This is a genomic window from Nocardia sp. NPDC058666, assembly GCF_042714895.1.
GTDB lineage: Bacteria > Actinomycetota > Actinomycetes > Mycobacteriales > Mycobacteriaceae > Nocardia.
In genome coordinates this window covers 493,804-506,561 of the sequence record NZ_JBHXRY010000001.1, presented here as the reverse complement: position 1 = coordinate 506,561, position 12,758 = coordinate 493,804, and the positions used below count along the sequence as shown (strand labels likewise).

Genomic DNA, 12,758 nt, shown 5'->3' with positions numbered 1-12,758 from the left:
TATGACGTGGATCACACCACTGTCAGGCACTCGGCGTCGCTCATTCGCCGCGATAGGTCGCCTTGCCCGGGCCGACCTCGAGGAAGCTGCGGACCGCGCCGCGCAGGTCCGCGGTGCCGAACAGTTCGCCGGAGATTTCCGAGGTCACCGAATCCGCGTGTGCCACACCGCCGGAGCGCCATGCCTCGATGATCTGCTTGGTCGCGGCGTGGGCGCGGGTGGGCCCGTCGGCCAGGCGGGTGACCAGTGCGTGCGCGGCGGTGTCGAGGTCGTCGTGGATCGCGTTCACCACGCCCCATTCGGCCATTGTCGCCGCGCTGTAGAGGTCGCCGGTCATCACGAATTCGCGCGCCCGCCCCGACCCCGCCCGCTCGGCCAGTCGCTGCGGCCCGCCCATCGACGGCGTCAGCCCGACCACGGTCTCCACCAACCCGAACTTCGCCTTCGGCGCGGCCAGAATGATGTCGCACGCAAGCGACATCTCGAACGCGGCGGTCAGCGTGAGACCGTGCGCGGCGAACACCACCGGGCACGGCAGCGCTTCCAGGGGGTGGATGATCTGCTCGAACAGCTCACGCCACAGCTGCGCGCCCTGCTCGACGGTGAGCCCGTCGAAGATGTTCACATCGACACCACCCGACACGACCTTGCCCTCGGCCCTGATCAGCAGCGCGCGCGGCGGCTGCGCGCTCACCGCCGCGATATCGGCGATCAACGCATCGATGAGTTCGCGATCGAACAGGTTCAGCGGCGGGTGATCGATCGTGATCGTCGCAACCTCGGCACCGCCTTCGGTGAACTCGCGCGATAGTCGGGTGGGCTTGGTTTCGCTCATCGGGTCAGCGTAGAACCCGCGCGGAACCGTGGCCTGTCGGTGGTCGTTGGCATGATGAGCTGCGGGGCGCGGAAGTGCCCTACAGTTCGACTCGTTGGGGCGAAGAGGAGGCGAACCCGTGTTCAAGAACGCGATCGAAAAAGCCGTGGTCGATGTGCTCGACACCGGGTCCAAGCTGCAGGCACCCGCGGTGCGTCGCTATGTCGAGTACCTGCGTGAGCGTCATCCCGGGGAGACTCCGGCCCAGATCGTGACCCGGCTGGAGAAGCAGTACCTGCTCGCGGTCACCGGTAGCGGCGCGGCAGTGGGCGCCACCGCGGCGGTGCCCGGTATCGGCACCATCGCGGCGCTGGGGGCGGTCAGCGCGGAAACCGTGTTCTTCATGGAGGCTTCGGCCCTGTTCACGCTGGCTCAGGCCGCGGTGCACGGCATCGAGCCCGAGGACAAGGAAGCCCGGCGCGCGTTGGTGCTCGCGGTGGTGCTCGGCGACGCCGGTATGGCGATCGTGCAGAAGGGGCTGAGCAGCCAGTCGAAGAATTGGGCGGGTGCGCTGGCGGTCAATGTTCCCGGCCTCGGCGCGATCAACAGCAAACTGCTGCAACAGTTCATGAAGAGGTTCATCACCAAGCGCGTGGCGTTGATGGCGGGCAAGGTGCTGCCCGCCGGGATCGGTGCCGCCATCGGTGGCGCGGGCAACCGGGCACTGGGCAAGGTGACAATCGAGAACGCGCACAAGGCTTTCGGGCCCGCGCCCGCGATGTTCCCGACGCCGCTGCACAACGTGATCGACGCCGATCCGCTGCCCGCGATCGGCACGAGTAAGGCGAACAAGAAGTGAGCGACGCTGTGCTGGTGCGTGGCGTGGGCAAACAGTTCGCCCAGGTCAGCGCGGTCCATGACATCGATTTCGCGGTTCCGAAGGGTTCGGTGACCGCCCTGGTCGGGCCCGCGGGGGCGGGCAAGTCCACGGTGTTGCGGATGGTGGCCGGGCTGCAGCAGCCGACCACGGGCCGCATCGAAGTGCCCGCGCGCGGACCCGCCGCGATCGGGGCGATGTTGAGTCCGCGGGGGCTGCATCCCGCGCGCACGGTGCGCGATCAGCTGTGGTGTTACGCGCCGGTCGCGGGAGCGTCGCGCCGTCGAGTCGGTGCCGTGCTCGACGAGACCGGCCTGACCGCCGCCTCCGAAACTGTTGTCACCCAACTGAGTCCGGGTCAGCAGACGCGGTTGGCGCTGGCGATGGCCCTGCTGGCCGATCCCCCACTGCTCGTGCTCGACGATCTGTTCGCCGGCGCCAACGGCATCGAACGCGGCGCCCTGCACGACCTGCTGCGCCGCCACGCGAACCGCGGCGGCACGGTGCTGGTGAGTTCGGACGCGCTGGCCGATGTGGTGGCGGGCGCCGATCAACTCGTCGTGCTCAGCGAGGGCACGGTCGTGTGGCAGGGCACCCCGGCCAAACTGCGCCGCGGCCATCCCGACCGCCTCGTGATCGCCTCCTCCCCCTCCATCGCGCTGGCCACGGCACTGGCCGCGCGCGGCTTCACCGATGCCGTGATGCGACCCGACGGCCGCCTGGCCGTCGCCGAAGCCGACGAGGCCACCATCCGCGCGATCGCCGCGGACGCGCAGGTCCGCATCGGCAATATCGCCGCCGACCCCATCCACCCCGACCGGGTGCTGGCCTCGCTGACCAAGCCGCGCCGCCACCGGCAGACCGTGGCAACGCCGAATCCGCCCACGTACGCCCCCGCACCGACCTCGTATGGGACGCCCCGATGACCACCACCTCCGTGATCCCCGCCGATCTGGTTCCCGGTATCGACACCGAGGCGCGCAAGGTCGTCGCCCTGCGGCAGACCCGGCTGCTGCTGGCCGCGCCGATCGCGATCGCGCTGGTCGCGACGCTGATCACCGCGACCATGTCCGGCCCCGCCGATCCGAAGGGCCAGCCCGCCACCGGCGCCGCGACCATCGGCGTCTACGTGGGGATGCTCGCGGTCTTCGTCGTGTCCGCGCTGCTGGGCATCGCCTCGACCGGTGGCGAGTACCGGCACAAGACCATGGCGCTGACCGTGCTGTTCGCGCCCGACCGCGACCGCCTGGTCACCGCGAAGTACGTGGCCGTCGCGGCCTACGCGTTCGCGCTGGCGGTGGCCGCGGAACTGGTGAGTCTCGGGGTGCTGTTGATCGCGGCGCGCGGGAAGTTCGAGCTGGGTTGGCGGCTGTTCGAGGTGCTGGGCGCCGGGCTGCTGGTGGCCATGTGCTGGGCGGTGATCGGCGCCGGAATCGGGCTGCTGTTACGCACTTTCAGCGGTGCGGTGTGGTTGTTGCTGGGCTGGGCGTTCGTGCTTGAACCGTTGATGTGGGTGGTGGCCAAGGGTTTCGGGGCCGGCTGGATGGCCGCGCTGCTGCCCGTGTCGGCGACGGTGGCCGGAGTCAGCGCCGGTTCCTTCGATGAGGCCGAGGTCTTCGCACCTACCCCGGCGGCACTGGTGATCCTGCTGCTGTGGACCGCGGCCGTGGGCGCCGCGGGCTGGTGGGATCTGCGCAACCGAGACCTGTAATGCCTGCCGCCGCGGGTTCTTCGGGGTGGATTCGCAGGCTGTGGCGCCTGTGCCTGGAACACCCCCGGCTGCTCGCGGGCATCGCGGTCTCGGTGCTGGCCGGTGCCGCCGTGTCGATCGCCGCACCGCTGGCCACCAAACGCGCGGTCGACGCGGCGCAGGTCGGCGATACCTCGGTGATCGGCACTGCCGCCGCACTGCTGGCGGCACTGGCCGTGACCAGGTTCGTGGTCACCTTCGCGCGCAGGCTCTGGGCGGGCAAGCTGTCGCTGGAAGTGCAACACGGCCTTCGCCTTTCGCTGCTGGCCGCGCTGCAACGGCTCGACGGTGCGGGCCAGGACGCGATCCGCACCGGGCAGGTGGTGTCGCGGTCGATCACCGATCTGCAACTGGTGCAGGGGCTGCTGGCGATGGTGCCGTGGTCGGGCTTGGCGGTGCTGCAGTTCGTGCTGTCGGCGGTGGTGATGGTGTGGTTGAGCCCGCCGCTGGCGTTGGCCGCGCTGCTGGTGGCGCCCGCGATGGCGGTGATCGTGTGGCGGATGCGGCCCCGGCTCTACGCGGCGACCTGGTCGGCGCAGCAGCGCGCGGCCGATCTGGCCGAACACGTCGAGCAGACGGTGACCGGTGTGCGCGTGGTGAAGGGGTTCGGGCAGGAAGCCCGGATGGTCGACATCCTCGAGGACCACGGCCGACTGCTGTTCGCCGAACGGATGCGGGCCGCGCGGATCAATGCCAGGTTCGCGCCGCTGGTGTCGGCGCTGCCGCAGGCCGGGCTGGTCGCGGTGATCATCGTCGGCGGCGTGCTGGCCTCGCACGGGGCGATCGGCATCGGCACCTTCCTCGCGTTCACCGCGTACCTGGCCACCATGACGTCGTCGGCGCGCACGATCACCTCGGTGGTGATCATGGGCCAGCTCACCAAAGCGGCGGTCGATCGGGTGTTCGGGGTGATCGACGCGGCACCGGTGCTGGTGGATCCGGCGGACCCCGTCGCACTGCCGGCCGGACCACTCGGGATCGAATTCGACTCTGTGAGTTTCGGTTTCGAGGCTGATCAACCGGTGTTGCAGGAGTTGGATCTCACCGTCGCCCCCGGTGAAACGGTCGCGGTGATCGGCCCGGCAGGGTCGGGAAAATCCACTCTCTCGCTGCTGCTGCCCCGTTTCTACGCACCCGATGCGGGCCGGATCACCCTCGTGAGCACCGACGGCACCCGCGTCGACCTGGCCGACCTGCGCGCCGACGAACTGCGCGGCGCGGTCGGTGTCGTGTTCGACGATCCGTTCCTGTTCTCCGACACCATCGCCGCCAATATCGCCCTGGGCCGACCCGACGCCACCGATGCCGAGATCGCCGACGCCGCGAAGGCCGCCGCCGCGGACGAGTTCATCGAGGCATTGCCCGAGGGCTACGACACCGTCATCGGCGAACGCGGGCTGACGCTGTCGGGCGGGCAACGTCAGCGCATCGCACTGGCCAGAGTGCTGCTCACCCGGCCCCGCGTGCTGGTCCTCGACGATGCCACCTCCGCGGTCGACGCTGTCACCGAGGCCGAGATCTTCCGCCGCCTGCCCGACCCCGGCGGCCGCACCACACTGATCCTGGCCCACCGCGAATCCACACTGGCCCAAGCGGATCGGGTCATCCGACTGCCCGCGCCCACCGGTTCGACCGTGCCGACAACGACCTCGATGACCACACCTCGCGGCGACGTCGGAAAACCGCATTCGATGTCGTCGGCGTCGAACGATCTCAGCGAAACACCGGAACTGCGCGCCGCCGTCGACGCCTTACCGCCCGCCACCGAAGCACCCGACCTGCCGGGTGACCTACGCGCACCCCAACCCGACTTCGGCCTGCGCGCACTGCTGCGCCCGGTGCGCGGCCTGGTCTGCGTGGTCGTGCTGCTGCTCGCCGTCGACGCACTGCTGGCCATCGCCTTCCCACCGCTGGTGCGCTACGCCATCGACACCGGCGTCACCGCGGGCGACGACAACGCACTCGTCCTCTCGGCCGTGATCGGTATCGCCCTGGTCCTGGCCGGATTGGCGGTCGGCGCGGCGGTCACCGTGCTCACCGCGCGCACCGGCGAACGCGTGCTGTTCGGCCTGCGCGTGCGCAGCTACGCCCAGTTGCAACGCCTGGGCTTGGACTTCTACGAACGCGAACTGTCCGGCCGCATCATGACCAGAATGACCACCGACGTCGACGCACTGTCGACGTTCCTGCAAACCGGCGTCGCCACCGGCCTGGTCGCCCTGATCACCCTGATCGGCGTCGCCATCGGCCTGTTCTTCATCGACACCGGACTTGCCGTGGTCGTACTCATCGCCGTGGCACCCATGGTGCTGGCCACCCTCGCCTTCCGACGCGTGTCCTCGGCCGCCTACACCGTCTCGCGCGAACGCGTCTCCGCGGTCAACGCGGGCTTCCAGGAGAACATCGCGGGCCTGCGCGCCGTGCAAGCCGCCCGCAACGAACCCACCGCCGCGCGCCGCTTCGCCGAATACTCACACCGCTACCGCGACGCCCGCATCCGCGCCCAACGCGCGATCGCGGGCTACTTCTCCTTCGGCCTCGCGTGGGCGGACCTGGCGCTGGCCCTGGTGGTCTACCTCGGCGCGAACGCGGTGGCCGACGGCCGCACGACCACCGGAACACTGGTCGCCTTCGTGCTCTACCTCGGCCTGCTGTTCAGCCCGATCCAAGATCTGTCCCAGGTCTTCGACGGCTACCAGCAGGCCAGGGTCGGCCTGCGCCGCATCGGCGACCTGCTGCGCACCGAGTCCTCGATCGCCGCCGACCCACCCGACGCGCGCCGCGTCGACCGCCTGCACGGCGAGATCGTCTTCGACGACGTCCACTTCCAGTACCCCGGCGCGAGCACGCCGGCTCTCGACGGCGTGTCCTTCTCGGTTCCCGCGGGCGCGACCCTGGCCCTGGTCGGCCCGACCGGCGCGGGCAAATCCACCATCGTGAAACTGCTCGCCCGCCTGTACGACCTGCCACCCGACCCGGCGGCGGGCGCGATCCTGGTCGACGGTGTCGATTTACGTAAATTTGTGCTCACCGACTACCGAACGCGGCTGGGAATAGTGCCGCAAGAAGTTCACTTGTTCACCGGCGACGTGGCCAGCAACATTGCATTCGGGCAAACATCGGCCACATCGGTGGACATCGAACTGGCCGCCGACAACGTCGGTGCGGCGGAAATGATCAACGGTTTACCCCGAAAAATGGCCCATCCGGTCGGCGAACGCGGCCGCGGATTATCGGCGGGACAACGTCAATTGATCGCGCTGGCCCGGGCCGAACTGGTCGACCCCGACCTGCTGCTGTTGGACGAGGCCACCTCCACCCTCGACCCGGAAACCGAGGCGTCGGTGCTGGTAGCGAGCCGATCGCTGGCCCGAGGCCGCACCACCGTGGTCGTCGCGCACCGGCTGTCGACCGCCGCGCGCGCCGATCTGGTCGCTGTGGTCGACAACGGCCGTATCGTGGAATTCGGTCCACCGAGTGAACTGTTGGGCCGTAACGGGCACTACTGCCGACTCTGGGCGGCGGGGATGGAGGCCAAGGGCATAGTGTCGACCCAAGACCGGTAGCGACGCCTGTCAGCCGCGGGGCATATGCTCGGTGCGGGCGCATCGGCAGACATGGCTGATACCCCTGCCGGGCACGTCACAAACGTCGCAGCGCGAAGAACGAAATGAGGCGAACACCAGCTGTGAGCAGCTCAACTTCCCAGTTCGGACAGAACCAGTGGCTAGTCGACGAGATGTATCAGAAGTTCAAACAGGACCCATCCTCGGTCGACGCGAGTTGGCACGAGTTCCTCGCGGATTACACCCCGGAAGCCACCGAATCCGGTAACAGCCAGGCGCCCGCCACCGCCTCAGCTCCCGCAGCAGCCGCGCCTCCCGCGGCCGCACCCGCACCGAAAGCCGCAGCTCCCGCCCCCAAGGCGGCAGTAGCCACGGCACCGCCGAAGCCCGCACCGGCACCGGCGGCACCCGCGCCGACGACCGTGCGCGCACCGCAGACCACACCTGCACCGGTGTCGAACGCACCGGCCACCACCGCGCCCAAGGCCGCGGCCGCCGGCCCGGAGAACAAGGTGCTGCGCGGCCCCGCCGCCGCCATCGCCAAGAACATGTCGGCCTCGCTGACGATCCCCACCGCGACGTCGGTGCGTGCGATCCCGGCCAAGCTGATGATCGACAACCGCCTGGTGATCAACAACCACCTCGCGCGCACGCGCGGCGGCAAGATCTCGTTCACCCACCTGCTGGGGTACGCGATCGTGCAGGCGATCAAGGCGTTCCCGAACATGAACCGCCACTTCGCCGAGATCGACGGCAAGCCCAACTCGGTCACCCCGGCCCACACCAACCTGGGCCTGGCGATCGACCTGCAGGGCAAGGACGGCAACCGTTCGCTGGTCGTGGCCGCGATCAAGGAAACCGAAGACATGAGCTTCGGCCAGTTCCACGCGGCCTACGAGGACGTGGTGCGTCGCGCTCGCGAGGGCAAGCTCGGTGCCGCCGACTTCGCCGGTGTCACCATCTCGCTCACCAACCCCGGCACCATCGGCACCGTGCACTCGGTGCCGCGGCTGATGCCGGGCCAGGGCGCGATCATCGGCGCCGGTGCCATGGAGTTCCCGGCCGAGTTCCAGGGCATGAGCGACGAGCGGATCGCCGATATCGGCGTCGGCAAGCTGATGACGCTGACCTCGACCTACGACCACCGCATCATCCAGGGTGGCGAGTCCGGTGATTTCCTGCGCACCATCCACAACCTGCTGATCTCCGACGAGTTCTACGACGAGATCTTCCACGGTCTGGGCGTGCCGTACGAGCCGATCCGTTGGCGCAAGGACATCAGCGCGCGCGGTGTCGACAAGAGCGCGCGCGTGCTCGAGATGATCGCGGCCTACCGCAACCGCGGGCACCTGATGGCCGACACCGATCCGCTGCGTCTGGTCAAGGACAAGTTCCGCAGCCACCCCGACCTGGACGTCACCCAGCACGGCCTCACCCTGTGGGACCTGGACCGCACCTTCGACGTGGGCGGTTTCCACGGCCAGGAGCGGATGAAGCTGCGCGACGTGCTGTCGATTCTGCGCGATGCGTACTGCCGCCACGTCGGCGTGGAGTACACCCACATCCTGGAGACCGATCAGCTGAAGTGGATTCAGGATCGGGTCGAGCAGAAGCACGTCAAACCCACTGTCGCGCAACAGAAGTACATCCTGAACCGGCTCAACGCCGCCGAGGCGTTCGAGACCTTCCTGCAGACCAAGTACGTGGGTCAGAAGCGGTTCTCGCTCGAAGGCGCCGAAGCCGTCATCCCGATGATGGACGCCACCATCGACCAGTGCGCCGAGTACGCCATGGACGAAGTCATCATCGGCATGCCGCACCGCGGTCGCCTCAACGTGCTGGCCAACATCGTGGGCAAGCCGTACTCGAAGATCTTCACCGAGTTCGAAGGCAACATGAACCCGGCGGCCACCCACGGCTCCGGCGACGTGAAGTACCACCTCGGTGCGCACGGTCAGTACCTGCAGATGTTCGGCGACAACGAGATCGCGGTCTCGCTCACCGCCAACCCCTCGCACCTCGAGGCGGTGGACCCGGTGCTCGAGGGTCTGGTGCGCGCCAAGCAGGACCTGCTGAACAAGGGCGACGGCCCCGACGGTTTCTCCGTCATGCCGTTGATGCTGCACGGTGACGCGGCGTTCGCCGGTCAGGGTGTGGTCGCGGAGACGCTGAACCTGGGTGGCCTGCGCGGTTACCGAGTCGGCGGCACCATCCACATCGTGGTGAACAACCAGATCGGCTTCACCACCGCGCCCGAGAACAGCCGCTCCACCGAGTACTCCACCGACATCGCGAAGTTCATCGGCGCGCCGATCTTCCACGTCAACGGTGACGACCCGGAGGCCTGCGACTGGGTGGCTCGCCTTGCGGTCGACTTCCGGCAGAAGTTCCGCAAGGACGTGGTCATCGACCTGGTCTGCTACCGCCGTCGCGGGCACAACGAGGGTGACGATCCCTCGATGACCCAGCCGGAGATGTACGACATCATCGACACCAAGCGTTCGGTGCGAAAGGCGTACACCGAATCACTGATCGGCCGTGGCGACATCTCCATGAAGGAGGCCGAGGACGCGCTGCGCGACTACCAGGGTCAGCTCGAGCGCGTGTTCAACGAGGTCCGCGAGCTGGAGAAGTACGTTCCCGAGCCGTCGGAGTCGGTCGAGGACGACCAGAAGGTGCCCGCCACCGTGGTCACCGCGGTCGACAAGTCGGTCCTGCAGCGCATCGGTGACGCGTTCCTGAACACTCCCGACGGTTTCAACGTGCACCCGCGCGTGAAGCCGGTGCTGGAGAAGCGTCGCGAGATGGCCTACGAGGGCAAGGTCGACTGGGCCTTCGCCGAGCTGCTGGCTTTCGGTTCGCTGATCGACCAGGGCCACGATGTGCGCCTGACCGGTCAGGACTCGCGTCGTGGCACGTTCACCCAGCGCCACTCGGTGATCATCGACCGGGTCAACGCGCAGGAGTACACCCCGCTGCACAACATCGGCTCCGAGAAGCCGGGTTGGTTCGCGGTGCACGACTCCGCGCTGAGCGAATACGCCGCTGTCGGTTTCGAATACGGCTACTCGCTGGGCAATCCCAACGCACTGGTGTTGTGGGAAGCGCAGTTCGGTGACTTCGTCAACGGCGCGCAGTCGATCATCGACGAGTTCATCTCCTCCGGTGAGGCCAAGTGGGGCCAGCTGTCGGACGTGGTGCTGCTGCTGCCGCACGGCCACGAGGGTCAGGGTCCCGACCACACCTCCGGTCGTATCGAGCGGTTCCTGCAGCTGTGCGCTGAAGGCTCGATGACGGTGGCGGTGCCGTCCACCCCGGCGAACTACTTCCACCTGCTGCGTCGCCACGCGCTCGACGGGATCCGTCGTCCGCTGATCGTCTTCACCCCGAAGTCGATGCTGCGCAACAAGGCTGTGGTGTCCGACGTCAAGGACTTCACCGAGTCGAAGTTCCGTTCGGTGTTCGACGAGCCCACCTACGAATCGGGCGTCGGCGACACCGCCAAGGTCAAGCGCATCCTGCTGACCTCGGGCAAGCTCTACTACGAGCTCGCCGCGGAGAAGGCCAAGCACAAGCGCGAAGACGTGGCCATCGTCCGGATCGAACAGCTGTACCCGATCCCGACGTACCGCCTCAACGAGGCACTGGCCAAGTACCCCAACGCGACCGACATCGCCTGGGTCCAGGAAGAACCCGCCAACCAGGGCGCATGGCCCTTCTTCGGCCTCAACCTGCCCGAGGTGCTGCCCGAGCGCCTGGGCCGACTGCGTCGCATCTCGCGTCGCGCCATGTCGGCCCCGTCCTCGGGTTCGTCGAAGGTGCACGCCGTGGAACAGGCCGAGATCATCGGCGAGGCTTTCGAGCCGACCACGTAAGTTCTTCTCGCACAACGGTTGACGCCGGGTGGATCATCACGATCCACCCGGCGTTCGCTGTTCATCGGCAAAGCACCGTGCCAGGCGTACACATATCGGTGTACACTGGAATGATGGATGATCAGCTCAGCATTCGGGACGCTCGCGCCCAATTGCCTGCGGTCGTGAGCGCTGCGGCCCAGGACGGCCACGTCACTGTGATCACTCGCGCCGGCGAGCCCGCCGCCGCAGTGATTCCCCTGTTCATGCTCGCGAAGCTCGAGGAATGGGAAGACGAGCAACTGGGCCGAATGGCCGATGCCGCACTCGCGGAGGGCGGCGAGCCTGCCAACATCACGCTCGGCCAGATGATGGACGACATTCTCGCCAACGGCCACGAAGGCGCGGCGTGAAATACGAGTTCTGCTGGACTCCTGCCGCCCGCCGGGCCCTACGCTCCATCCCGCAATACGACGCCATTCGACTGCTGACCGCATTGACGCTACTGGGAGACGACCCCTACCGGCGCGAAGGCGTGGACGTCAAGGCACTGACCGGACGCCCAGGGTTCCGCCTTCGAGTCGGCAACTACCGACTCGTCTACGAAGTGGACGACGGCAAGCTTGTCATCCTCGTAGTCACCGCAGGGCACCGTCGCGACATCTACGAGTAGCGCGAGATGTGGGTCACAGAGTTCTCTTATTCAGGCGGCAACGGCGCCTCAGCGAACCCAAGTACTGTCCGGGCATGACGAACGGGCGTAACGGATTCCTGCTGCTGGGCGGGATCTCGTCGGTAGGGGCGGGCGCTGTGCACTTCATGGCGGCGGGAATGCACACCGAACATGCGACGTTGGCGCGGTTGATGGTGGTGCTCGCGGCGATCCAGTGCGCGACGGGGCTGGCGGTGTTGCTCAGCGAGCGCAAGATCGTGGTGACCTCGATGCTGGCGGCGAATGCGTTCGCGGCCGGGATGTGGGCGTTCACACGGTTCGCCGATGTGCCGTGGATTGCCGGGTTGACCGCCGAGGCACCGCAAGTGGCTGACACCGTCTGTGCAGGGCTGGGTGCGCTGGCCGCTGTTGCCGCGGTGATCGGCCTCGTTCGGCCGACCGCGACCCTGCTGCCGATGCGGTCGGGGATCGCGGCGGCCGCCGTTGGCGTGCTCGCGTTGGCGGCGATGCTCAACGGCGTCGGCCATGTTCACAGTCATGGCGACACCGACGATCACGCACATGCCGCAGGCGACGATCACGCGCACGCCGACGCTGCCAACTGGCCTCGCCCCTGGGATCCCACCAAACCGATCGATCTGTCCGGCGTCTCCGGCGTCACCGCCGAACAACAGGCCCGCGCCACCAACCTGGTACGCAGCACCCTCGACGGACTACCCGCCTTCGCCGACGTGAATTCCGTTGCCGCACTGGGCTTCCGCTCGATCGGTGACTCCGCCACCGGCTACGAGCACTACATCAACATGAGCTACATCCGCGACAACAACTTCCTCGACCCCGCCCACCCCGAATCACTGGTCTACCGAGTCGACGGCCCCAACCGCACCCTGGTCTCCGCCATGTACATCGCCAACGGCAAGAAGATCGACGACCCCACCCTCGTCGATTTCGGCGGCTCGCTGATGCAGTGGCACGTCCACGAAAACCTGTGCTGGAAAATGGGCGACACCGGCCCCGTCGTCGCCGGCGTACTCGACGACCAGGGCAACTGCCCACCCAACTCCGTCAACCCCGGCTCAGGAAACCCGATGGTCCACGTCTGGATCGCCCCCCACGAATGCGGCCCGTTCGCAGCCCTGGAAGGCCACGGCGCCGGCCAGGCCTCCGCCGACGGCCGCCGCACCGACACCTGCACCCACGACCACGGCAGCGGTCACAAGTAGC

Annotated in this window: 9 protein-coding genes; 8 read left to right on the top strand and 1 reads right to left on the bottom strand. The window is 67.8% G+C overall.

Features of this window, described 5'->3' with window-relative positions:
- Positions 1-40: 40 nt before the first annotated feature.
- Positions 41-835 carry an enoyl-CoA hydratase/isomerase family protein gene (locus tag ACFWVD_RS02265; protein ID WP_379240097.1) on the bottom strand — a complete coding sequence of 265 codons (795 nt, stop codon included), beginning with the start codon at positions 833-835 and terminating at the stop codon, positions 41-43.
- 118 nt (positions 836-953) lie between these two features.
- Between ACFWVD_RS02265 and ACFWVD_RS02260 the strand changes: the two genes are divergently transcribed.
- The 8 genes from ACFWVD_RS02260 (at position 954) to ACFWVD_RS02225 (ending at position 12,757) form a co-directional block, all read left to right on the top strand.
- Positions 954-1,673 (top strand): hypothetical protein, encoded by a 720-nt coding sequence (locus tag ACFWVD_RS02260; protein ID WP_379240096.1) that lies wholly within the window; start codon positions 954-956, stop codon positions 1,671-1,673.
- On the top strand, positions 1,670-2,617 hold the full coding sequence (locus ACFWVD_RS02255) for an ATP-binding cassette domain-containing protein (protein ID WP_379240095.1): 948 nt from the start codon (positions 1,670-1,672) through the stop codon (positions 2,615-2,617). Before ACFWVD_RS02260 ends, ACFWVD_RS02255 begins: the two co-directional genes overlap by 4 nt.
- Complete coding sequence (locus tag ACFWVD_RS02250) at positions 2,614-3,402, top strand: ABC transporter permease (protein WP_379240094.1); 789 nt, start codon at positions 2,614-2,616, stop codon at positions 3,400-3,402. The genes ACFWVD_RS02255 and ACFWVD_RS02250 overlap by 4 nt, the downstream gene beginning before the upstream one ends.
- On the top strand, positions 3,402-7,007 hold the full coding sequence (locus ACFWVD_RS02245) for an ABC transporter ATP-binding protein (RefSeq protein ID WP_379240093.1): 3,606 nt from the start codon (positions 3,402-3,404) through the stop codon (positions 7,005-7,007). The genes ACFWVD_RS02250 and ACFWVD_RS02245 overlap by 1 nt, the downstream gene beginning before the upstream one ends.
- Positions 7,008-7,111: 104 nt before the next feature.
- The gene (locus ACFWVD_RS02240; RefSeq protein ID WP_379240092.1) at positions 7,112-10,882 is read left to right on the top strand and encodes a multifunctional oxoglutarate decarboxylase/oxoglutarate dehydrogenase thiamine pyrophosphate-binding subunit/dihydrolipoyllysine-residue succinyltransferase subunit; all 3,771 of its coding nucleotides are present in this window, start codon (positions 7,112-7,114) and stop codon (positions 10,880-10,882) included.
- Between the two features lie 113 nt (positions 10,883-10,995).
- The gene (locus ACFWVD_RS02235) at positions 10,996-11,274 is read left to right on the top strand and encodes a type II toxin-antitoxin system Phd/YefM family antitoxin (protein ID WP_379240091.1); all 279 of its coding nucleotides are present in this window, start codon (positions 10,996-10,998) and stop codon (positions 11,272-11,274) included.
- Entirely contained in the window at positions 11,271-11,534 is a 264-nt protein-coding gene (locus ACFWVD_RS02230; protein ID WP_379240090.1) for a type II toxin-antitoxin system RelE/ParE family toxin, read from the top strand. The genes ACFWVD_RS02235 and ACFWVD_RS02230 overlap by 4 nt, the downstream gene beginning before the upstream one ends.
- 74 nt (positions 11,535-11,608) lie before the next feature.
- Positions 11,609-12,757 (top strand): hypothetical protein, encoded by a 1,149-nt coding sequence (locus ACFWVD_RS02225; RefSeq protein ID WP_379240089.1) that lies wholly within the window; start codon positions 11,609-11,611, stop codon positions 12,755-12,757.
- Position 12,758 lies beyond the last annotated feature (1 nt).

Excerpts from the sequence above, each read along its gene's own strand:
- ACFWVD_RS02265 (WP_379240097.1), bottom strand. The coding sequence starts at position 835 with ATGAGCGAAACCAAGCCCACCCGACTATCGCGCGAGTTCACCGAAGGC.
- ACFWVD_RS02235 (WP_379240091.1), top strand. The coding sequence starts at position 10,996 with ATGGATGATCAGCTCAGCATTCGGGACGCTCGCGCCCAATTGCCTGCG.
- ACFWVD_RS02250 (WP_379240094.1), top strand. The coding sequence starts at position 2,614 with ATGACCACCACCTCCGTGATCCCCGCCGATCTGGTTCCCGGTATCGAC.
- ACFWVD_RS02240 (WP_379240092.1), top strand. The coding sequence starts at position 7,112 with ATGAGGCGAACACCAGCTGTGAGCAGCTCAACTTCCCAGTTCGGACAG.
- ACFWVD_RS02225 (WP_379240089.1), top strand. The coding sequence starts at position 11,609 with ATGACGAACGGGCGTAACGGATTCCTGCTGCTGGGCGGGATCTCGTCG.
- ACFWVD_RS02245 (WP_379240093.1), top strand. The coding sequence starts at position 3,402 with ATGCCTGCCGCCGCGGGTTCTTCGGGGTGGATTCGCAGGCTGTGGCGC.